The sequence below is a fragment of the Tepidibacter sp. Z1-5 genome (assembly GCF_037844525.1).
Lineage (GTDB): Bacteria > Bacillota > Clostridia > Peptostreptococcales > Peptostreptococcaceae > Tepidibacter_A.
Genome location: NZ_JBBMMD010000014.1, coordinates 22,651 through 44,207, shown reverse-complemented (window position 1 = coordinate 44,207; position 21,557 = coordinate 22,651). Strand labels below are relative to the sequence as shown.

Here is a 21,557-nt window from a genome sequence, read left to right as displayed (position 1 = left end):
CCTTTTTATATTTTTCAATATTGAAAATAAGCAATACTTATAAAATCGTATAAAATAAATCAAAGGCCTATAGTTTTTACTATAAGCCTTTGATTTATTTTACAACTCTAAATACTCCTTTTAAAGTGCCTAATATTTTAACATCATTAAAATACATAGGTTCCATATAAGGGTTCTCTGGCTGAAGTCTAATCCTGTTTTCTTCTTTAAAAAATCTTTTTACTGTAGATTCGTTATCTTCCGTTAAAACAACTACTATTTCACCGTTTCTAGCAGTATTTTGTTTATTTACTATGATGTAATCTCCGTCTAATATTCCAGCGTTAATCATACTATCTCCATACACCCTTAGCATAAATGTATTATTAGCATCTATTAAGCTAGATGGTAGTGGAATTAATTCTTCTATATTTTGAACAGCTAAAATAGGAGAGCCGGCTGTAACACTTCCAACTAAAGGAATATCTATAGTCTTTTTTCTACTAAAAATATCATCATAATTTGAATCAAGAATTTCTATAGCTCTTGGTTTTGTTTTATCTTTTCGAATATATCCTTTTTCTTCTAACTTATTCAGATGAGAGTGGACTGTAGATGTTGATTTCAAATTTACTGCACTACATATTTCTCTAACAGATGGCGGATAACCCTTTTCATTGATCTGTAGTTTTAAAAAGTTTAAAATTTCTATTTGTTTATCAGTTAAATTTGAATACATTTTAAATATCCTCCCATTATAATCTTGTGAATTATATTATAACATTAAATTAAAAGAAAGACAAACGTTTGTTCTTTTTTTATTGACTTAGAACACTTGTTCTGCTATACTTTAATCAGAACAAGTGTTCTAGAATGAAGAGGGGGTAAATGTTTATGAAAAAGAATGTAGTTTACATAATAATATTATTTTCTGCAATAAGTTTACTGAGTGGATTTTCAGATTTTAAAAAATATAAGAATATCGTAGAGTACGAAACTGTTAATGTAATGCAAGGAGATACTCTTTGGAATATAGCAAAAGAAAATATATCTGAAAAAGAAGATATACGAGATTACATATATATGATAAGAAAAGTTAATAATTTAGAAAGTGCTAATATACATCCTGGAGATCAACTATTAATTCCTGTTTATAAAAAAGAGTAGAAGCTATTAATAGCTTCTACTCTTTTTTATCTTCTAACCATTCAAAGTTTTTAACGATTTCTCGTTTTACATTCTTCTTATGTGCTGCATAAAGTTGAGTTGTAGTTACGTTATCGTGATCTAATAAATTTTGTACATCATATATCGAAAATCCGTATTGTATTAAAGAAGTGGCAGATGTAGCTCTTAGTTTATGAGGGCTATATCCATTACCTCGAGGTATATCCATAGCTATCGATGTATACTTTATAACCAATTCCCTTATTGCTTTTAATGTCATTCTCTTATTTTGAAGAGATAAAAAAAGCGCATCTTTATATTGAACTTCAAGATAATCAGAATTCATTCTTTCGTTTTTCATGTAATCTAAAACAACTGATTCACAGGTTTTATTAAGTGGCATTAGAGCTTCTTTTCCTCTTTTTCTATAGATTTTAAATTCGCCTCTAGTAAAGTTAAATGAGGAAATATTAAGTTCTCTAAGCTCGCTAAGTCTCAAGCCATATGTAATAAACAATATCAAGATAGCTTTATCTCTTAACTTTGTTTTTTTCCAATAGATTTTTTCTTTTTCGGTTAACCCTTGTCCAGATTCGACTGCATCTATCATTTTTGCAACTTCATCAATTTCTAATCTTTTTATGGCATCTGGTTGTGGCTTTGGGAGTTTTATAGGATTGAAACCATCTGTAATATTTTGATTTATTTGTTCGTTTCTATATAAAAATTTAAATAAAGAAGATAATGAAGATTTTTTTCTGGCTAATGATCTGTTGTTGTTTTCAAATACTTGTATATTTGTATCTGTTTTTTTATAATATCTTGAGCAGTAATCTCCTAAAAATAAATTAATATCTCTTGCTTTAATATTGTTAAATTCATCAATGCTTATATCTTTACAGTTATTTGATACTGTCAAATCTGATTCATTTACTAAATATTTACAAAAAAACAAAATATCTTCTAAATAAGCCAATCTAGTTGATGAAACAACCGCACTTTTAAGATATACAAAAAAATCCTTCATATATTTAGGTAACTGATTTTCAACATTAATACAATTTTCGATTATTGAATTTTCTTTTAAAACTATGTTATCTGGCTTATCTGATTTATTGTGTATTTTTAAATTCTTATGCAATTAAAACACTCCTTATCTATAAAAGTTAGATTATTCATATGATATCAATTTAAGTTATAAAAAACAAGAGTAATAGAAAATACGAACAATTTATCTTGGGTTAAAATTCGAAACTCGGAATTTTTTTATAAAAATACGAACTATATTTAAATTTGCGAATACAACATTCGATAAAATGAGGAGATTTTGCTTATGTGATTTGAATACTTGTTATTTAAAGGTATATAATTTCCTATTTGTTATAAAAAAACATAATAATATTGAATTTAACTGTATTATGATTAATTAAAAATTTCAGTATATTTATACATATTTAATGCTATAATGAACATGAAAATAAGTTATATGAAAGGGAAGTGTTATTGTTGATTAAATGTAATTTTGATGGTGCTTGTAATGATAATGGAAATAAAGAAGCTGACACAGGGTTGGGATATGCCATTTATGATGCAAAATATAATACCTATTTAAAGAAAGTTTCTTTATATGGAGGAGAAGGTACTAATAATACTGCTGAATATAGAGCTTTAATAGAATGTATGAAAGATTTAATAAGATTAGGTTTAAAGAAAGAAAAGGTAAATGTATATGGAGATTCTGATCTTATAATAAAACAGGTTACAGGACAGTGGAAGTGTAAAAAAGAACATTTAATACCTCTTAGAGATGAAGCTGTTAGCATTATAAGTGGATTTGATGATTTAACTATAAAATGGGTGCCCAGAAATGAAAATGCCATGGCGGATAAATTATCAAAAGAGGGGCTAAATAAAAAATATGATAAAACAAATATAAAATCTGATAAAGAAATGATTAAAGATAATATAAACATAACTACCTTTAATCTAGGTGATGGAATATACAAAGTTGTAGATAATGGATGTTTTTACGCAGTTGATATTAATAGAAAGGTTTGCTCGTGTTTGGAAAATCAAAAAGATAGAGAAAAATGTAATCATATAATGTATATTGAAAACATATAGATTAAACTAGCTAGATATTTAAAGTACATTTATCAGATCAAAAAGGGGAGATTTTATGAAGGTTGTAGATTTAACGCATGTAATTCATCCGAACATGCCTGTTTTTCCGGGTACTGAGGCGCCTGTTTTTGAAGCTGCAAACACTATAGAAAAAGACAATTTTTGTGAAATGAAGATGATTATGTATTCTCATACAGGAACACACATGGATGCTCCTGCTCATATGTTAAAAGATGGAGATACATTAGATAGAATGGGTGTAGATCGTTTTGTGGGTAAGGCTATTATTTTAGAATTTAAGGACAAAAAACATATAGAATTAAAAGACATACTAAAATATGAAGATAAAATAGCTAAATCTGATTTTGTGATAATTAAAACTGGATGGAGTAAGTTTTGGGGTGAGAAGCAATATTTTGAAGAGTTTCCATCTATAAGTGTAGATGTAGCTAATTGGTTAGTTGAGTTTAACTTAAAAGGGGTAGGGGTGGATGCTATATCTATAGATGATATGAAATCAACTTCGTTTGAAGTTCATAAAACATTGATGAAAAATAATTTGATTGTAATTGAAAATCTTACCAATTTAGAGGACGTAGAAGTTGAATTCTTTACATTGGCAGTTTTACCTTTAAAAACACTTAATGCTGATGGAGCGCCTATAAGAGCTATAGCTGTTATAAAGTAGATAGATAAAGATTACAATATAAATGAACTAAGTTAAATGTATGGGTATAATACTTAGTTCATTTATATTGCAAATGGATAATTGTAATGTCTATATAAGCTTAATTTATATAGTTGATCTCTTAAATAGAATCTATATCATTCATATTATAAACTTCATTATATTCGCAGTATTGTACTGCTTTAAAAACATTATTTGCAATATCTTGAGATATATTTTTACTAAAAAACAATATACCTATACTTTTATATTTATCACATATAACATCTTTAGCAACTATTTTTCCTTCGTATCCAGCCAAAACATCATTTATTTCTTCTCCAAGTTTAGAAAAAATTTTGCCTTCTTTCCAAGAAATAAACCCTATAAATGATTTTGTTAGAGACTCATCAAAGCCTTTATTTATTAAAAATTCTTTCCAAGTCACATTTTTTATATTCATAAATGAAACCTCCTATAATAAATAATACTAATTTTAGATTATCCTTATTTAAGTAGTATTATTCTCGTATACTTTGTCTTTTGAAAAATAAAAGAGTGTATAAGAAAAACTAAAACAGATAAAAAATAATATGGTTTCATGTATAAAAATCACAAAAAAGTCTAAAATAAAATGTATAAGATTAAATACTGGAGGCATAGTATGGATAATTTAAGTATTGCAGGTATAAGAATAGATCAAAGAACAGATTCTGCTACTGAAGTACAAGAAATATTAACACAAAATGGAGATATAATTTTAAACAGGTTTGGCATGCATGATCCTATAGAAGTAAATACCGGCTTAATAACATTGAACTTAAGAGCAGAAAAAAGTAGGATAAATAATATGATAAATGAATTGAGCAAATTAAATGGGGTAAGAGTAAATCATATGGAAGTATAAAATAAAGCAGTTCAAGTTATTTGAACTGCTTTATTAATGAAAAATAAGGGGAGATTAATGATGCTTAATACACGTAAGCCATGGAATGACTATTAGGTAAAGTATCATCAAAATCAAACTGATATATATTATCAATAGACATAATATATATTTTAGATAAGAGATATTACGATAATAAATGATTTCACATCTTAATAATTTGAGATTCTATGTAAAATTCCAACAAGTTAAAATTGATTTGTCAAATATCTTATATAATTAATTTTGATATAAATACAATACAGATTTAATTATGATATTATATAGAATTATATATAAGCATTCAATTTAATATAAAAGGAATTAGAGGGTACCTCTAAAAACAGAAATCAACTAGTCTTTAAATGTATATTTAGGGAATAGTTAGATTTTAAAATACAACTATTAGTTATATACGTTTACTTTACTTATATTTCACTTGTTTTTTAATCTTTTTATAATCATGTGTTTTATAAATTTAAAATATACAATTATCAATTATTATTTTGTTATAAATCGTGTTTATGTACATGAATTTGACAAAATTTATGTACAATCTATGGAATTATTTAATGAGATTTTTTTATTTTTGATATTACCTTAATATCTTTCTATTCACTTTTAGAATCATCTATTAATTCTATATATTTTTCTGGCAAAGGCTTTGGTTATGTTTAATCTTATTTACAGAATTCTTATTTTCTTCTAAATCCACATTATCATCTTTTAGCTCTATATACTCATCTTCTAAAGGTTTTATTATTAAATTTGTGCATAAGCCGCATTTTTTGTATTCTTCTCTCATTAAATATCCTCCTTAATATTTAGTTATTAATCTGAGAAACAAATCATAACATTTAATAAGAGACATGTAAATATACATAGAAAATGAATCTATGGTAAAAAATAACAAAGATATAATCTTTATTGTTAGAAAGAATTGTTTTAAAAAAGTGAATTTTCTAAAAATTTAAACCATTCACATTGTTTATCTGTTATAATAATATATAATATACGCTAATATTTAAAAGGGGGTTAGAGTATGTCAAAGGTTATTGACTTTAATTTAGCTAAAAAAAAGATCAAACATAAACAACAAAATAAGAATAATTATTTTAGAAACATAAAATTTCAAAATAGTAAGATTCTATTAATGGTATTTATAGTTATACTCAGTATCGTTGGCTTGTTTTCTCTACTGACTCCTTTAAAACAACCTAATAAAATAATGGATATAGAGATGAATAATCCCTCTACTATAAATCATAATTCAAATTCAATCATAACACAGCATTATATTTCTTAAAAATATAAAATTATATTTTAAATGACATAAAAGTAATTTTATTGTAATTCATTATTCAATAAATAATCATTAAACAACCTTAAAAAAAAGAGTTTCTAAAAATCCTTTTTTTGTATTTTAGAAATATTGCAAAAATAGCAAAATGTTTTTTTTGTTTTTACATGATGTAATTTGAAGGCGTTGATGGATGGAAGTATTTTATATCCCCAAATAAAAAAGCATGCATTTTAAATGTATGCTTTTTTATTTGGGGATATAAAAAAAATTATTTCCTTTTTTTGAATATGGTGAATCTTGGAAAAATTCACGCAAGCTTTAATCTATTGATATTTCTAATGAATGTTGTTATAATTATTTTAAATTCGTAAAGCTTTGGTACAAATTGTCATAAAATTCACTCAAGACGGTATATTCCATAAGTATATTAAAGACTTTAATCCTTATTTTATAGTTTTTAATATAGATAACTATTTTTTAAGAAAATCACTTACAAGAAATTTAAGGAGGAAACAAAATGAACAAAACGTCTAAAGATGTAATCGTAGTAGGATTTGCACTATTTGCAATGTTTTTTGGTGCAGGAAACTTAATATTCCCACCTGCTCTTGGACTTATGACAGGTGATACTTGGGTACCTGGATTAATAGGATTCTTATTAACAGGCATAGGAATGCCTGTACTTGGAATTATAGCTGCTTCTAAAGCTGGTGGTAGTTTAAGTGATTTAGCTGACAAAGTTAACCCTACATTTAGTAAAATTATAGGAACTGTTATAATGTTAGCTATAGGACCTCTTTTAGCTATACCTAGAACTGGTGCTACTACTTTTGAAATGGGATTTGCACCTGTATTCCCTTCAGTAAGCCCTATATTAGTATCTGTTATATTCTTTGGGGTAACGTTATTCTTAGTTATAAACCCATCTGGAATAGTTGATAAAATAGGTAAAGTTCTTACACCTGTTTTATTAGTATCTTTACTTGTTATTATAATAAAAGGTATTATGAATCCTATAGGAACTCCTGTTGATACAGGAATGCTAAATCCATTTTCAAAAGGATTTACAGAAGGATATCAAACAATGGATGCTTTAGCTTCTATGGTTTTCGCTGGAATAGTAATTGGATCTTTAGTTCAAAAAGGATATACTGACACTAAAGATCAAATTAAATTAACTGTAATGTCAGGTCTTGTAGCAGCTACTGGTCTTGCTATTGTATATGGTGGATTAATGTACTTAGGAGCTACATCAAGTGGTATATTCCCGGCTGATATATCAAGAACTCAACTGACTATAAGTATTACAGAAAGAATATTAGGAAATGCTGGAAAAGCTTTGATAGGAATATCTGTATCATTAGCATGTTTAACTACTGCGGTTGGACTTACAGCAACTTGTGGAGAATACTTCTCTAATCTTTCAAATGGTAGAATTGGTTACAAACCTATAGTTATTGGTGTTACTGTATTTAGTGCTGTTATGTCTAACTTTGGAGTTGATACAATAGTTAAAATAGCAGTTCCTCTACTTGTAACAGTATACCCTGTAGGTATAATATTAATAGTTATGAATATATTTGATGATTACATACCTAATAAGACTGCATATACAGGTGCAGTATTTGGAGCTGTATGTATAAGTCTATTCGACGCTTTAGCTGCTATGGGTACTCCGATATTAGCTGTTAGTGAATTAATTTCTAAATTACCTTTAGCTAGTTCAGGTTTCGCATGGATATTACCAGCTATAGTAGGATCTATAATTGCTATGGCTACTATGAAGAAGAAACAAAAAAATGCATAATAAATAATAAAAATCCTTATCGCCTATACAGGTGGTAAGGGTTTTTTAAAACTATATTTTTTTAACTTTAATTCTCTGAATTTTTCAACTAAACTTAAAATTTGAATTTAATCCAAAATTTTTTAAAAGAGGTGTAAAGATATGAATAAACAATCTAAAGATATTATTGTAGTGGGATTTGCACTATTTGCAATGTTCTTTGGTGCAGGAAATTTAATATTCCCTCCTGCTCTTGGTATGCAAACCGGCACTTCTTGGGTTACGGGGTTCCTCGGATTTTTATTAACTGGGATAGGAATGCCTGTCCTTGGTATTATAGCTGCATCTAAATCTGGCGGTAGTTTAAGTGATTTAGCTGACAAAATTAGCCCAACATTTAGTAAAATATTAGGTACCATTATAGTTTTAGCTATAGGACCTCTTTTAGCTATACCTAGAACTGGTGCTACTACTTTTGAAATGGGAATTAGACCTTTATTTCCTCAAGCAAGTCCTGTATTAATATCTATAATATTCTTTGGTATAACACTATATTTAGTCATGAATCCATCAAGTATAGTTGATAATATTGGAAAAATTCTTACACCTGTTCTTCTAATATCTCTACTTATAATAATTGTTAAAGGCATTATCAATCCAATAGGAGTACCTGTTGATATAGGAACTCCAAATGCATTTTCCAAAGGATTCACAGAAGGATATCAAACTATGGATGCTTTAGGATCTGTTATATTAGCTGGTATAGTGATCAATTCTTTAATTCAAAAAGGATATACAGATATTAAAGATCAAGTCAAGTTATCAACTTATGCTGGTCTTGTAGCAGCTAGTGGTCTTGCTATTATCTATGGAGGATTAATGTATTTAGGAGCTACATCTAATACTGTATTCTCATCTGATATTACAAAGACTCAACTTACTATAAGTATTACAGAAAGAATATTAGGTAATACAGGTAAAATTATAATAGGGTTAGCTGTATCTCTAGCCTGTCTTACTACATCAATAGGACTTACAGCAACTTGCGGGCAGTATTTTTCTAAACTATCACAAGGTAAATTAAGTTATAAGTCAATAGTAATTGGAGTTGCTACTTTTAGTTCGGTGGTTTCTAATTTTGGAGTTGAAACTATAGTTAAGGTTGCAGTTCCTTTACTTGTAACTGTCTATCCTATTGTAATAATATTAATAGTTATGAACATATTCGATGATTACATACCTAATAAAGCTGCTTATACAGGAGCGGTATACGGAGCTTTATGTGTAAGCTTATTTGATGCTTTAAGCGCTATGGGTATGCAAATATTAAATATTAATTCTATAATATCTAAATTACCGTTAGCAAGTTCAGGATTTGCATGGTTAACACCTGCTATACTAGGATCTATAATTGCCATGGCTACTATGAAAAAAACAGCATAAAATTTAATTATTGTGTTTAAATTGATTCTATATGTAGAATTATGGAAAAATTTACAACTTAATAAAAAATAAAAAACATTAACATCAGTTTGAAAGTTGATGTTTTTTTATTTTATTTTGATAAATTTTGTTATATAATAAAATAAAGAATTTTTAGAAAAGTTTAATTTTTCAAACAAAAAGGAAGGGAGTTTTAGTATGAATGTTTCTGATTATGATTTCCCCTCACCTAAATTTATTATATTTCACTATTTTATCAAATGGTTTATAGATAACTTTGGAATAATATCGTATTTTATATTTATAGTAGGGTCTGTATTACTGTTTTGTATGTATGCTCTTAGAAATAGTTTAAAGAAAAATGAATTTGATAAAATAGTTATGATATCAATATTTACGTTAATAATAATTGGTGGATTAATAGGGCTTGGATATGACATTAATAATGGATATCCTATAACCTTTAAATAGCTAAATTAACATCTTTTGAATAAAATCATATATTATATGGAAGATATTTGAAAGGTGCTGAGATTATGATTAGTAATTTTTTATATCCATATATGCAGTATATTAGACAAGTGAGAGCTTCTCACATTAGAGTATTACATGCTTCGCCAGATGCTCCACCTGTAGATGTATATGCAAATAATAACTTAATAGCTAAAAATATACCTTATAAAGGTTTTACTTCTTATATTAGCGTAGCTCCTGGAAACTATTTAATATCTGTTTTTGTATCTGGAACTACGAAAAACCCAGTTTTAGTAAAAAATATTCAGATTCCCAATGATACTATAGCAACTGTTACTGCTACTGGTTATATATCTGATTTAGATTTATTACCTATAGTAGAGTCTGTAGAGCCTATACCTACTAATAAAACTATGATTAGGTTTGTTCATCTATCTCCAAATACTCCAAATGTAGATATAACTTTACCAAATGGAACTGTATTATTTGAAGATGTTGAATATGAAGAAGTAACAGAATATATACCTGTTCCACCAGAAAATTATACAATTGAAGTAAAAGTTGCAGAAACTGAACAAACAGCTTTAATAGTGCCTAATATTAACCTTAGACCTAATAGATTTTATAGTATATATGCAGTTGGTTTTTTAGATGATAAACCTCCTCTACAAGTTTTAATACCTTTAGATGGAAATAGCTATATAAAATAAGGATTTCATAGTAAAATGTACAAATGTACAAATGAAGAAACTGTTGTAATGAAATTTATAACCGGGTTATTACAACTTATGTATAACTTATTTAAATAAATATATGTTTTGTAAATTTCAATGGGGAAATGATAAAAAGTGTTTTATTACTCTTTATCATTTCCCCATTTTGATAATTCATTGGGTATTAATCCGGATCTTTGAAGCTGCATAAAAACCTTCAATGTATTTTTAAGGTCTCTTGATTTCGTTGTTATTCTTAATACACAGTTCATAAAAAAGCCTCCTCTAATTATCTTATTCTATAAATAATATTCTTAAATATTAATAATTATTCTTAGAATTATAATTTGAAGAGGCTTTTTAAATTGTACTTGTATTTATATTAAAAAACTTTTCCAGGGTTTAAAATATTTTTAGGATCAAATGATAATTTGATATTTTTAAATAGATCCATTATTAATTGACCTTCAGATGACTTAAGATAAGGTCTCTTTGCATAGCCTATTCCATGTTCACCAGATACCTTACCTTCTAGCTCTACAGCTTTCGAATACATTAGCTTAAATACTTCATCGAGTTTTTTCTTCCAAACATTATCATCAAGCTCATCTTTTAATATATATATATGAAGGTTTCCATCTCCAGCGTGTCCAAATCCCTTAATTCTTATATTACATTTATGTTGAAGGTCATCTGCAAATTTCACGAATTCAGCTATTTTGTTTCTAGGTACAACAACATCGCACTCATCCATTTCTGTAGTGGATGCTTTAATAGCTTCTAAGAATGCCCCTCTAGCCTTCCATATAGAATCTTGTCTTTCTTGTGTATTAGATATAAGTACATCAAAGGCTCCAGAATCTAGACAGATATGAGCAACTTTTTCATATGCTTTTTCTATTTCATCAGTAGAGTTACCGTCAAATGTAAGTAATAGGTATGCATCTGCAGAACTATCAGGGAATTTCATACCCAAAAATTCCTCAGAAGCTAAAATAACATCTTTAACCATATATTCTATAGCAGTAGGTATAATCTTAGATTTAATAATCTTAGGAACAGTTTCTATAGCAGTTTCTAGATTAGGAAATGGAATTAGTAGGCTTATAGATTTTTTAGGTAAAGGAAGTAATTTTAATGTAGCCTTAGTAACTATACCTAACGTTCCCTCTGATCCTACTATTAAATCCTTTAAGCTATAGCCAGAACTATTTTTTACAACCTTGCCACCTACATTTATAATTTCACCATTTGGAAGAACCACTTCGAGTGCTCTTACATAATCTCTTGTAACCCCATACTTAACAGCTCTCATTCCTCCTGCATTTGTATTTATATTACCTGCTATAGTGGCACTTTTTTCACCAGGATCTGGCGGATAAAAAAGATCATGTTCTTCTACATACTTTGAAAGTTCCATTAATAAAACACCAGGTTCTACATCTAAAGTTAAATTGTCTTCATCTAATTCTAATATTTTATTCATATTACTCAAATTAATCATTATTCCACCGTATAGAGGAACTGCTCCTCCCACAAGACCAGTACCTTGTCCTCTAGGTGTTACAGGTATATTATTTTCGTAGGCATATTTCATTATTTTAGATACTTCTTCTGTTGATAAAACTTCTACTAAAACTTCTGGATACTTTTTTATTCCTGCTAATTCATCATGACTAAAATCTTCATTAATTTCATCTCCAACAAACACTCTATCTTTTGTACAAATTGAAATTAAAAAGTCGATATCATATTTATCTATTTGTTTATAAGTCATATTAAGCCCCCCTAACCTTTACTAACTGCAACTAAATTATCTAATGATACTTCATCATTACTTAGCTTTTCTATTAATCCAGGAATAACTTCATAAATATCTCCAATTATTCCGTAGTGTGCACAATTGAATATAGGTGCATTTTCATCTTTATTAATTGCTATTATACAGTCTGACTTATTCATACCAGCTACAAATTGAATAGCTCCAGATACTCCGCATGTTATAATTAATTTAGGTTTTACAGTTCTTCCACTTAGCCCTATTTGTGTTTTTGCATCCGCCCATCCAGATTCTATTAAAGGACGAGTAACAGCTACTTTAGCATTTAGTATATCTGATAATTTATAAATCATATCCATATCTTCTAATTTACGTATTGCTCTTCCTGCTACAATAATAACCTCAGCTTCTTCAATTCCAGATACTTTTTCTTTGTTTTTTATTTCTAAAACAGTTATAGAAGACTTTAATTTATTTTCTTTCATATCACAGAAAACGATTTCTCCATCTGCATCAATACTTTTCTCAGGAGCAGAGAATATCTTATATCTAACAGTTGCAAATTGAGGTCTGTGATTAGGAGTATAGATATGAGCCATTATGTTTCCGCCAAAAGCCGGTCTTATTTGGTCTAAATCTGTATTTCCCTGAACATCTAGGATTGTACAGTCTGCTGTTAATCCTGTTTTGAATCTGGCAGCTACTCTAGGCGCTAAAGATCTTCCTATTGTAGTTCCTCCTACTAAAGCTATACTAGGTTTGTTTTTATTTATAAAATCTTCGAAAGCTGCCGTATATGGCTCTATTCTAAAGTGCTTAAGCTCTTTATTATCATACACAAAGACCTTATCTACTCCATAATGTAAAAGTTCTTTTGCGCTATTTTTTATATTATGGCCTATGAATAAGCAATATACAGGATGATTTATTTTATCAGCCATTTCTTTTGCTTTTCCTATAAGTTCTAATGTAACCGGATGAATATCTCCGTCAACATGATCTACGTACACTACTATTCCTTTCCATTCATCCTTATTAATCTCTATTTTATTGCTTTCTATATATTCAAATACACCTTCAGGTCCCTTTTTTACGCATATTTTGCACATTTTACAACCGGCATTAATGTCTAATTTACCATCTTTATATTCTATGGCATTGAATGGACAAAGAGATGTTAATTCTTCTGGATTTTTTATCTTATAATTATTAATAATTATTTTTGCCATGATATAACCCCCTATACGAATTTTAATTCTTTTAATTTATTAAATAATTTATCTACAATTTCACAACTTTCTTCTTTCCAAATTTCATGATCTACATTTGACTCAGGTGGGAATATTCTTTTTACTTGAGTAGGAGAACCGTTTAGACCATAATTATTTTCATCCTTATCATCAAAAGAATCCATACTAAAAAACGGTATTTCTCTATCTGTGCTAGATAATTTTAATTTAAATGAAGGCAGTCTGGGTTGAAAAATATCTTTTTCAACAGTTATCAGACAAGGATAATTTACTTCAACAACCTCTACAGTATTTGGCATATCCATTTCAAGAATTAAAGAATTCTCCTTTACTTCTACAATGCTCAAGACATTTGCAACGTGAGGAATATTTAAAAATTCAGCCATTTCAGGACCTACTTGTGCAGTGTCTCCATCGGTTGTCATTTTTCCGCAGATTATAATATCTGGATTTCCTATTTTTTTAACTCCTTGAGCTATAGTATAAGCTGTCGCCAAGACATCAGCCCCCGCAAATTTTCTATCTGTTAAAAGCGCCCCTTCATCAACGCCCATCATAAATGCTTCTTTTATTACATCTGTTGCTTGAGGTGGACCCATACTTATTGCGGTTATTTTTCCTCCTTTTTCTTCTTTAATCTTCACAGCTGTTTCTATTGCGTATAAGTCATATGGATTCATTTTAGAATCTATACCATCTCTTTTTAAAACACCTGTTTTTTCGTCTACTTGTACTTCTGTAGTACCTGGTACTTGTTTAATACATACAAATATATTCATAACAATCCTCCTATTTTATATAAATGGGTATTATGGTAATACCAATAAATGTGTTATTTTATGACAACAACTCCAGAACCTTTTCCTTTTAACTCAAATGCTCTCTTTAAAACTTTTGAACTAAGGTACTTTTATTAAAGTCATTAATATTTCCCTTTTATATTGAATGTAAAACTGTTTTTGAAAATTGGTATATTGGTAATACCACTTTGATAAGCATTTTATCATAATATTTTAAAAATTTCTACTAAAGTTTATTTTTTAACATGACTATTTTATATAAATAAACTTACAATATACACTAATATGCCTAAAACAACTACATAAGCAGCACAAAATTTTAATGTTTTATTAAATATTTTACCCTCATTTCCTATCATTCCTGTAGCAGAAGTTGCTATAGCAATACTTTGAGGTGATATCATTTTTCCTGCTGTAGCACCTGACGTATTTGCAGCTGTAAGCCAATAAGCATTTACATCTATTGATTTAGCTACTTCATTCTGAAGTGATCCAAACAATACGTTAGAAGATGTATCACTTCCTGTGATAAATGTTCCTAAAGCTCCTATTACAGGAGATATTAAAGGGAACAATTTGCCCGTAGTTTTAACCAATACTATAGCTAATGATGTAATCATACCGCTATATCCCATAACTTTTGCTAAAGCAACTATAGATATAACTGTAATTGTTGATTTATAGAGTTGTTTTAATGTAGATAAAAATACTTTAATTATTTCTTTAATTTTAGCTCCTTGAATTAACCCTCCTATAAATCCAGCTAATATAATTAAAGTTCCTGGGGTGGAAACCCATTTAAATATAGTTTTACCTTCATAGATAACTATACTAGTTTTGAAATGACTTAAATATTCATTAATATTTGGGAATAAAGGGCTTGTGAAAATAATAAATATAAATACAAGTATATACGGAATCCAAGCTAAAATCCCTTCTTTAATTGTGATTCTATTTATAGTAATGCTTGATTGGGTTGTACTTACACTATATTCATTTTCAAAGTTTTCTTCTTTTTTTAAGAAAACTTTTGCCCAAAGGATGATTGTTCCTAAAGAACAAATACTACCTAATAGAGCTGGAAGTTCTGCTCCTAGATATTTTGCACATAATAGTTGAGGAATTGCAAAACTAATACCCGATGCTAAAGAAATTCCAAATACACCTTTTAAACCTTTTATAGTTTTAGTTGTTATTAAAACTAGAACTATTGGTATAATTATAATAAAAATAGTTAGCTGTAGACCTATATAGTAACTTAGTAAGTTAACATTAAGTCCTGTTACATTAGCTAAAGTAGAAACAGGAATACCAACAGCTCCGAAAGCTGTAGGAACAGTATTTGCAATTAAACATATTACTGCTGCAAATATAGGGTCAAACCCTAGAGAAATTAATATGCTTGCTGGAATAGCTACAGCAGTACCATATCCTGCAACAGCTTCCAAAAATCCTCCAAATCCCCATGCCAATATAAGAACTTGAATTCTTTTATCTGTTGTTATACTAGAAAGCATTAATTTCATAATATCCATGCTCTTGGTATAGAGTGCTAAATTATAAGTGAATATAGCTGCTATTATTACAATCATTATTGGCCATATTCCTAATATAGCTCCTTCTATAGCTGCTAAGATAGCTGATACAAAATCCATATTCCATACTACGATTGATAGAAATAGTGTTATTAAAAGACCTAAAGGACATGCTTTATGGGCTGGAATTTTCAATACCCCTAAAGATATCATTAGCCATGCTACAGGAATTAAAGCAACTAAAAACAATAAATAAATATTCAATACTTTCCCTCCTTTTTCTTTGTGGTAATATGGTAAGACCACGCCTACTTTTAATTTACCTCAATTTTCAGAAAATTTCAAGAATAGTTTATTTTTTAACATATATACTTTTTAAACGTGTATGTTTTCGGAAATATATATAAAAACAACCTGCTTTAATAAAGTAGGTTGTTGATAAGTTAATTAATGCAGTTTTTATATATAAATTCCATATGTTTAGTCATACATTTAGAAGCTTCTGCAGTATTTTTTTGAGATAATGCATTGTATATATCTTCATGATGTTTTATAAGTATTTGTTTATTATTATTATTTGAAAGTATAATTTTTCTAGCATCCTTAATAAAAAAGTCCATTAAGCTAGAAATAACGCTTAATATATTTACAATCAAAGAGTTTTTGGATATATCAGCTATTTTATAATGGAATTCTTTATCCAGCTTTACTTTTGTATCTTCATCTTCACATTCTTTTAACTGATTCATAATAAATCTAAGTTCTTCAACTTCTTTATCTGTTATTTTATGCGCTGCAAGAGCTACAGTCTCTATCTCAAGCATTTTTCTTAGCTCTAATATTTCTTCTGGTTTACTTTCTTGAAGTTTAAATATAACGGACAATGGTTGAAATAAAGTATCATCAAAGTTAGATCTTATAAAATTACCTTCTCCTTGTTTGCTTTCTATAAGACCCATTACTTGCAATGCTCTTAATGCTTCGCGTATAGATGTTCTACTTACACCAAGTAATTCAGCTAATTCTCTTTCAGGAGGAAGCTTATCTCCTTTTTTGAGCCTATCATCCATAACCATTTCTTGTATTTGACTTATAACATGCTCATAAACTTTTGTACTTTTAACTGGAGTAAACACGATATAATCTCCTTTTATTTTTTATATTCTACACTATGTAAGTATAGTCCTTGAGAATAAGCTGTAGGGCCTGCTAAAGATCTATCCTTACTTTCTAATATTTGATTTATATACTCAGGTTGCATTTTGTTAGATCCTATTTCTATTAATGTTCCAACTATAATTCTAACCATGTTATGTAAAAAACCATTTCCATTTATCTTAATATTGATAAAATCTTTATTTTCTGATATGTTTATATGATTTATAGTTTTGATGTTGGATTTATTTTTTGATTTAGAAGATTTAAAACCAGAAAAATCATGTTCTCCTATAAGATATTCACAGGCTTTTTTCATATTATCGACATTAAGTTTGTTAGGTATATGAGTTGCATATTTTCTCGAGAAAGGATCATGCATTTTATTGTTATTTATTTTATACATATAAGTTTTTGAAATAGCATTATATCTTGAATGGAATCTAGGCTCAACTTCTTCTATATTTGTTACCACTATATCTTGAGGTAGGTATGCATATAGATATTCATGTATTTGAGAAATACTTTTTTTAGAATTAATTTTAAAATTTGCTACTTGAGCAATTGCATGAACACCAGCGTCTGTTCTTCCAGAACCTACTATTTCTATCTCTTCATTCTCCATTTTAGAAATAACACTTTCAACCTTAGATTGTATAGTCATGTCTGTATCTTTTAATCTTTGCCAACCTCTATATTTACTTCCGTCATATTTAAGTGTAATTTTTATATTTCTCATTATTTAGACTTCCTCTCTATTGTATAATAATATTTATACTTTAATTATAACATTCTTTCACTATTATGATACTAAAATAAAAAAGCCACCTATTTTATAGGTAGTTTAATTAGTTATTAGATTTATAATTTCCATCATACTGCTACCTTTTTTTATGTTTTTTTCCCCAACTCTAAGTTTTGAACTTAAATCTAAACATCTAAGTAATGTTAAAAAATCCTCTTTATTAACAATTAATTTATTTTCATATAGAATATCAGCCACCTTATTGGAAGTAAATCCATTTTGTATAATTATATTTACGTACCCTTCTTTATTATTTTCTTTTAAAGTTTGTTTGTTTGAAATTTGATTATTGTCATCTTGATTTTGTGATTTATTATTTATTGGTTGAGAAAATTCGTTTTCTTTTCTGTCTCTAGATTGGCTGTAATTCTTATTTGCTAATATATTTATAGAAGACCCCAACAATAGTCCTATTGATATTCCTATTACTAATATTAGTGTAAATACTTTATTCAATAGACTTCCCCCTGTTTTGAATTATATATTATGTTAATATATTACAATAAATCATACCCTTTATCAAGTAATTCAAAATAAAATTGAGCTGTTTTATCAAGTTCTGCACCAAATAAAGCTATAATCTTCCTTTGTTTACCTTGAGAAGAAAGAATTATTTTACCTATATGTCTGTTTTTTCTTTTTAATTTTTCAATTTTGTATCCTTTGTTCAAATAATATTTTATATGCTCTAACTTATTATCCATAACTCACCTCTAATATAATTAATATGATTTATATATAATTATTATCAAAATATTAATTATTATTAAGAATTATGAACAAAACTAAAAAAATCTTTAAAATAAAGATTTTTTTAGTTAATAGAAAATCACAATCATTTTTAGACTTTTAAAAAATATAGAAATTTAAGAAAAGATATATTAATATAGATTAATTATGTATCTATAGTCTTCATTTCTAAGTCGTATATTTTTCATAGTATCTCCATTTCCATGGCCTGGATAAATATGAATATTATTATCCCATTTTGAGATTATATTTTTAATAGTGTTCACCATATCTTCTTCACTGCCTCCTGGTAAATCTAATCTACCTATTCCATCATTAAATAAAGTGTCTCCTGTGAATATTATATCTTGATGTTTAGCTTTTAGGCAAATACCACCTTTTGTATGCCCAGGAGTATGAATTACTTCTAAAGATATATTACCTATTTTTATAACTGAGCCATTTGAAAGTATTTTATTTGCATCAATTGATATTGAATTTCTATTTGATTGTTTAGATAAGTTTATACTTGGATTTTTAAGACCTTTTAAGTCTTTTTTATGAATTAACACATCGCTATTATATTGTTTTTTTAAGTCTTTTACAGCTCCTATGTGATCATAATGGTGATGAGTAAGTATTATATGATTTAAATTCAAATTATTTTTATTTATATAGTCTATTAATAATTTAGAATTATCACCAGGGTCTATAACCGCAGCATCAAGAGTATGTTTATCGTGAATTATATATGCATTAGTACTGATTTTGCCTACAACAAATCTTTTTAATATCATATTGAGTCTCCTTTATTATATTAGATTAAATATATTATATAATAAAGGAGACTTAATCCCAAGAATTTGTATATTTATTTTTAATTATTTAAAACTTTTTTCATTTCATCATATGTCTTTTGTAAGAAATCTTCTATCATATCTTGTGTGATTAAATTTTTAATAGATGAAGGTATTGTTTCATAAAATTTTTGAGCTACCCACTGAAATTTTTCATCATCAGTTTCAAAGTTTTTCTCAGCATAAAGCATAAGCCTATATGCTATTTCCTTTGCTTGCTTTAAAGCTATTTTTTCACCAAATGTTTTATAAATATAATATATATATCCAGCACTGATTGAAAGAATAAATATTATCCATACATATATAGAACTAAGCATATTAATTTCTCCTTTACTTTTTTATATATTATATTTATAAATATGATTATAAGTGATTAATATTGGTTAAATTTGAAGAAAAGAGTAATATTAATCTAAGTATATATAAACTACTCTAAAATATATTTACTTCCATATCATATAAGGAGAATATTAAAACTATATTAGAAGATAATAACTATATAAAGCGAAACTTAATTCATATGGAATTTTTGATCTAACAATCCAGAAGCTGTTAAATTATCAGTTCTAGCCTTAAGAGAATTTTTAGCTTTCGGATAAATTAAATAGCAAGTATATGGAGGTTTAAAATGAAAGTATCTTCTAGTTTAAATGATAATATTAAAATATTAAAAAAAACTATTCCTATCGATAAGAGCTTTGATATTGTCAACAGAGAGTGGACAATAGGAAATACAAGAGCTAATTTTGTATTCATTGATGGATTTACTAAGGATCAAATAATGCTATTTATTATGACTAAGCTTCAATCTATAGATATAAATCAAATTAATATAGATGTAATAAAAACTCTTTTAAAAAACTATATTCCTTACATAGAAGTTTCTACTTTTTCTGATTTTGAGGATATGAAACCGGCAGTACTTTCGGGAAATACAGCTTTATTTATAGATGGACAATCAGAAGGTATACTTTTAGATGTGAGGGAATATCCTGTTAGAGGACCTCAAGAGCCTGATTTAGAGAAGGTTACAAGAGGTTCTAGAGATGGATTAGTTGAAACTATAATATTTAATACAGCTTTAATTAGAAGAAGACTTAGAGATCCAGGTTTAATATTCGAACTTACAACTATAGGTTCTCAATCTAAAACTGATGTTGCTATATCTTATATAGATAGCGTTGTTGACCACGATTTTTTAGAACAATTAAAAAAGGAATTAGATGGAATTAAAACTAATTCTTTGATTATGGGTGAAAAAACGCTTGAGGAGCTACTTATTAAGAAAAAATGGTTTAATCCACTACCTCAGGTACGTTTTACAGAAAGACCCGATGTTGTTGCTGCTCATTTGTTAGAAGGACATATAGCTATAATAGTTGACAATTCTCCAAGTGTTATGTTGCTACCTGTAACAATTTTTCATTTTACTCAACATGCAGAAGACTATTATCAAAACCCAATGGTAGGTACGTATTTAAGATGGGTTAGATTTATATCTATGATTTCTTCTATGATAATAAGTCCCTTGTGGTTATACTTAGTTTACAATCCAGAGTTATTGCCAGATACATTGAAATTTATAGGTCCATCTAAAGTTGGTCATATTCCTTTATTTTTACAATTTATTTTGTTAGAAATAGGGCTTGATACGCTAAGGCTTGCATCAATACACACACCTAATTCATTATCTACATCTATGGGGATCATAGGAGGATTAATTCTAAGTGAGTTTGCAGTAAAGGTCGGTTGGTTTACTCCGGAGAGTATACTTTATATGGCTATCGCTGCTATTGGAACATTCGCTACACCTAGTATAGAGTTTGCTATGGCAATAAGAATATTTAGGCTATTTATACTTATTATGACTGGCATATTTAAAAATATAGGATTTTTTATGTCTTTAGCTATAGTATGTACTATAATTTGTACAACTAAGAGTTTTGCAAATCAGTCATATCTATGGCCTTTAATTCCATTTAAAAAAGATGCTCTTTTAAATATATTATTTAGAAAGCCTATAGTAGAAATAAAAAGCAGTAAAAAAGATTAATCTTTTTTA

General features: G+C 27.8%; 25 protein-coding genes. 10 read left to right on the top strand and 15 right to left on the bottom strand.

The annotated features are described in order from the left end of the window. Positions 1-94: 94 nt before the first annotated feature. Positions 95-718 (bottom strand): transcriptional repressor LexA, encoded by a 624-nt coding sequence (lexA, locus tag WJW32_RS03560; RefSeq protein WP_340255092.1) that lies wholly within the window; start codon positions 716-718, stop codon positions 95-97. Between the two features lie 155 nt (positions 719-873). Here lexA and yneA point away from each other — a divergent pair, with 155 nt between their 5' ends. Next, positions 874-1,146 carry a cell division suppressor protein YneA gene (gene yneA / locus WJW32_RS03555; protein ID WP_340255090.1) on the top strand — a complete coding sequence of 91 codons (273 nt, stop codon included), beginning with the start codon at positions 874-876 and terminating at the stop codon, positions 1,144-1,146. A 16-nt stretch (positions 1,147-1,162) separates the two neighbouring features. Here yneA and WJW32_RS03550 read toward each other — a convergent pair whose 3' ends face one another. Then, positions 1,163-2,287 (bottom strand): tyrosine-type recombinase/integrase, encoded by a 1,125-nt coding sequence (locus WJW32_RS03550; RefSeq protein ID WP_340255087.1) that lies wholly within the window; start codon positions 2,285-2,287, stop codon positions 1,163-1,165. A 365-nt stretch (positions 2,288-2,652) separates the two neighbouring features. Here WJW32_RS03550 and WJW32_RS03545 point away from each other — a divergent pair, with 365 nt between their 5' ends. Together WJW32_RS03545 and WJW32_RS03540 are read left to right on the top strand one after the other, a co-directional pair. Then, positions 2,653-3,270: a ribonuclease HI family protein gene (locus tag WJW32_RS03545; RefSeq protein WP_340255084.1), complete on the top strand. Its 618-nt coding sequence runs from the start codon at positions 2,653-2,655 to the stop codon at positions 3,268-3,270. A gap of 55 nt (positions 3,271-3,325) precedes the next feature. Continuing rightward, positions 3,326-3,958 carry a cyclase family protein gene (locus WJW32_RS03540; protein ID WP_340255081.1) on the top strand — a complete coding sequence of 211 codons (633 nt, stop codon included), beginning with the start codon at positions 3,326-3,328 and terminating at the stop codon, positions 3,956-3,958. A 121-nt stretch (positions 3,959-4,079) separates the two neighbouring features. Here the strand turns inward: WJW32_RS03540 and WJW32_RS03535 are convergent, their stop codons facing one another. After that, a complete protein-coding gene (locus WJW32_RS03535; RefSeq protein WP_340255079.1) occupies positions 4,080-4,400 on the bottom strand; it encodes a hypothetical protein in 321 nt (106 codons plus the stop codon). A 201-nt stretch (positions 4,401-4,601) separates the two neighbouring features. Here WJW32_RS03535 and WJW32_RS03530 point away from each other — a divergent pair, with 201 nt between their 5' ends. Further along, a complete protein-coding gene (locus WJW32_RS03530; protein WP_340255076.1) occupies positions 4,602-4,844 on the top strand; it encodes a hypothetical protein in 243 nt (80 codons plus the stop codon). A 658-nt stretch (positions 4,845-5,502) separates the two neighbouring features. Here the strand turns inward: WJW32_RS03530 and WJW32_RS03525 are convergent. Beyond that, positions 5,503-5,667 (bottom strand): hypothetical protein, encoded by a 165-nt coding sequence (locus WJW32_RS03525; RefSeq protein WP_340255073.1) that lies wholly within the window; start codon positions 5,665-5,667, stop codon positions 5,503-5,505. 237 nt (positions 5,668-5,904) lie between these two features. Here WJW32_RS03525 and WJW32_RS03520 point away from each other — a divergent pair, with 237 nt between their 5' ends. The 5 genes from WJW32_RS03520 to WJW32_RS03500 all read left to right on the top strand — a co-directional run bounded on the left by WJW32_RS03520 (position 5,905) and on the right by WJW32_RS03500 (position 10,578). Continuing rightward, positions 5,905-6,168, top strand: coding sequence for a hypothetical protein (locus tag WJW32_RS03520; protein ID WP_340255070.1), 264 nt, complete (start codon positions 5,905-5,907; stop codon positions 6,166-6,168). 514 nt (positions 6,169-6,682) lie between these two features. Continuing rightward, entirely contained in the window at positions 6,683-7,972 is a 1,290-nt protein-coding gene (gene brnQ, locus WJW32_RS03515; RefSeq protein ID WP_340255067.1) for a branched-chain amino acid transport system II carrier protein, read from the top strand. Positions 7,973-8,113: 141 nt separating this feature from the next. Then, the gene (gene brnQ, locus WJW32_RS03510; RefSeq protein WP_340255064.1) at positions 8,114-9,394 is read left to right on the top strand and encodes a branched-chain amino acid transport system II carrier protein; all 1,281 of its coding nucleotides are present in this window, start codon (positions 8,114-8,116) and stop codon (positions 9,392-9,394) included. Between the two features lie 198 nt (positions 9,395-9,592). Further along, positions 9,593-9,865, top strand: a complete 273-nt coding sequence (locus WJW32_RS03505; RefSeq protein ID WP_340255061.1) for a hypothetical protein — start codon at positions 9,593-9,595, stop codon at positions 9,863-9,865. Between the two features lie 65 nt (positions 9,866-9,930). Next, positions 9,931-10,578, top strand: coding sequence for a DUF4397 domain-containing protein (locus tag WJW32_RS03500; protein ID WP_340255058.1), 648 nt, complete (start codon positions 9,931-9,933; stop codon positions 10,576-10,578). A 146-nt stretch (positions 10,579-10,724) separates the two neighbouring features. On the opposite strand, the gene WJW32_RS03495 is transcribed toward WJW32_RS03500, so the two are convergent. From WJW32_RS03495 to WJW32_RS03445, 11 genes are all read right to left on the bottom strand, one after another. Next, complete coding sequence (locus WJW32_RS03495) at positions 10,725-10,853, bottom strand: hypothetical protein (RefSeq protein ID WP_340255056.1); 129 nt, start codon at positions 10,851-10,853, stop codon at positions 10,725-10,727. A gap of 110 nt (positions 10,854-10,963) precedes the next feature. Beyond that, entirely contained in the window at positions 10,964-12,358 is a 1,395-nt protein-coding gene (locus WJW32_RS03490; protein WP_340255054.1) for an FAD-binding oxidoreductase, read from the bottom strand. Between the two features lie 11 nt (positions 12,359-12,369). Further along, entirely contained in the window at positions 12,370-13,590 is a 1,221-nt protein-coding gene (locus WJW32_RS03485; protein WP_340255051.1) for an FAD-binding protein, read from the bottom strand. 11 nt (positions 13,591-13,601) lie between these two features. Next, a complete protein-coding gene (locus WJW32_RS03480; protein ID WP_340255048.1) occupies positions 13,602-14,390 on the bottom strand; it encodes an electron transfer flavoprotein subunit beta/FixA family protein in 789 nt (262 codons plus the stop codon). Between the two features lie 275 nt (positions 14,391-14,665). Next, positions 14,666-16,210: an L-lactate permease gene (locus WJW32_RS03475; RefSeq protein ID WP_340255046.1), complete on the bottom strand. Its 1,545-nt coding sequence runs from the start codon at positions 16,208-16,210 to the stop codon at positions 14,666-14,668. Between the two features lie 179 nt (positions 16,211-16,389). Next, complete coding sequence (locus tag WJW32_RS03470; RefSeq protein ID WP_340255044.1) at positions 16,390-17,082, bottom strand: FadR/GntR family transcriptional regulator; 693 nt, start codon at positions 17,080-17,082, stop codon at positions 16,390-16,392. A 14-nt stretch (positions 17,083-17,096) separates the two neighbouring features. Continuing rightward, the gene (gene truA, locus WJW32_RS03465) at positions 17,097-17,840 is read right to left on the bottom strand and encodes a tRNA pseudouridine(38-40) synthase TruA (protein ID WP_340255041.1); all 744 of its coding nucleotides are present in this window, start codon (positions 17,838-17,840) and stop codon (positions 17,097-17,099) included. A 105-nt stretch (positions 17,841-17,945) separates the two neighbouring features. Further along, positions 17,946-18,362, bottom strand: coding sequence for a hypothetical protein (locus WJW32_RS03460; RefSeq protein WP_340255038.1), 417 nt, complete (start codon positions 18,360-18,362; stop codon positions 17,946-17,948). A 41-nt stretch (positions 18,363-18,403) separates the two neighbouring features. Next, the gene (locus WJW32_RS03455) at positions 18,404-18,610 is read right to left on the bottom strand and encodes a hypothetical protein (RefSeq protein WP_340255035.1); all 207 of its coding nucleotides are present in this window, start codon (positions 18,608-18,610) and stop codon (positions 18,404-18,406) included. Between the two features lie 177 nt (positions 18,611-18,787). After that, the gene (locus WJW32_RS03450; RefSeq protein ID WP_340255032.1) at positions 18,788-19,432 is read right to left on the bottom strand and encodes an MBL fold metallo-hydrolase; all 645 of its coding nucleotides are present in this window, start codon (positions 19,430-19,432) and stop codon (positions 18,788-18,790) included. Between the two features lie 80 nt (positions 19,433-19,512). Further along, positions 19,513-19,812: a hypothetical protein gene (locus WJW32_RS03445; RefSeq protein WP_340255029.1), complete on the bottom strand. Its 300-nt coding sequence runs from the start codon at positions 19,810-19,812 to the stop codon at positions 19,513-19,515. A 311-nt stretch (positions 19,813-20,123) separates the two neighbouring features. Here WJW32_RS03445 and WJW32_RS03440 point away from each other — a divergent pair, with 311 nt between their 5' ends. Then, positions 20,124-21,548, top strand: coding sequence for a spore germination protein (locus WJW32_RS03440; protein ID WP_340255026.1), 1,425 nt, complete (start codon positions 20,124-20,126; stop codon positions 21,546-21,548). The last annotated feature ends 9 nt before the right edge of the window (positions 21,549-21,557 follow it).

Bases quoted from the DNA above. Each gene is read 5' to 3' on its own strand.
- WJW32_RS03485 (WP_340255051.1), bottom strand. From the start codon at position 13,590: ATGGCAAAAATAATTATTAATAATTATAAGATAAAAAATCCAGAAGAA.
- lexA (WP_340255092.1), bottom strand. From the start codon at position 718: ATGTATTCAAATTTAACTGATAAACAAATAGAAATTTTAAACTTTTTA.
- WJW32_RS03455 (WP_340255035.1), bottom strand. From the start codon at position 18,610: ATGGATAATAAGTTAGAGCATATAAAATATTATTTGAACAAAGGATAC.
- WJW32_RS03500 (WP_340255058.1), top strand. From the start codon at position 9,931: ATGATTAGTAATTTTTTATATCCATATATGCAGTATATTAGACAAGTG.
- brnQ (WP_340255067.1), top strand. From the start codon at position 6,683: ATGAACAAAACGTCTAAAGATGTAATCGTAGTAGGATTTGCACTATTT.
- WJW32_RS03445 (WP_340255029.1), bottom strand. From the start codon at position 19,812: ATGCTTAGTTCTATATATGTATGGATAATATTTATTCTTTCAATCAGT.
- truA (WP_340255041.1), bottom strand. From the start codon at position 17,840: ATGAGAAATATAAAAATTACACTTAAATATGACGGAAGTAAATATAGA.
- WJW32_RS03495 (WP_340255056.1), bottom strand. From the start codon at position 10,853: ATGAACTGTGTATTAAGAATAACAACGAAATCAAGAGACCTTAAAAAT.
- WJW32_RS03505 (WP_340255061.1), top strand. From the start codon at position 9,593: ATGAATGTTTCTGATTATGATTTCCCCTCACCTAAATTTATTATATTT.
- WJW32_RS03480 (WP_340255048.1), bottom strand. From the start codon at position 14,390: ATGAATATATTTGTATGTATTAAACAAGTACCAGGTACTACAGAAGTA.
- WJW32_RS03530 (WP_340255076.1), top strand. From the start codon at position 4,602: ATGGATAATTTAAGTATTGCAGGTATAAGAATAGATCAAAGAACAGAT.
- WJW32_RS03525 (WP_340255073.1), bottom strand. From the start codon at position 5,667: ATGAGAGAAGAATACAAAAAATGCGGCTTATGCACAAATTTAATAATA.
- WJW32_RS03535 (WP_340255079.1), bottom strand. From the start codon at position 4,400: ATGAATATAAAAAATGTGACTTGGAAAGAATTTTTAATAAATAAAGGC.
- WJW32_RS03520 (WP_340255070.1), top strand. From the start codon at position 5,905: ATGTCAAAGGTTATTGACTTTAATTTAGCTAAAAAAAAGATCAAACAT.
- WJW32_RS03450 (WP_340255032.1), bottom strand. From the start codon at position 19,432: ATGATATTAAAAAGATTTGTTGTAGGCAAAATCAGTACTAATGCATAT.
- brnQ (WP_340255064.1), top strand. From the start codon at position 8,114: ATGAATAAACAATCTAAAGATATTATTGTAGTGGGATTTGCACTATTT.
- WJW32_RS03540 (WP_340255081.1), top strand. From the start codon at position 3,326: ATGAAGGTTGTAGATTTAACGCATGTAATTCATCCGAACATGCCTGTT.
- yneA (WP_340255090.1), top strand. From the start codon at position 874: ATGAAAAAGAATGTAGTTTACATAATAATATTATTTTCTGCAATAAGT.
- WJW32_RS03490 (WP_340255054.1), bottom strand. From the start codon at position 12,358: ATGACTTATAAACAAATAGATAAATATGATATCGACTTTTTAATTTCA.
- WJW32_RS03440 (WP_340255026.1), top strand. From the start codon at position 20,124: ATGAAAGTATCTTCTAGTTTAAATGATAATATTAAAATATTAAAAAAA.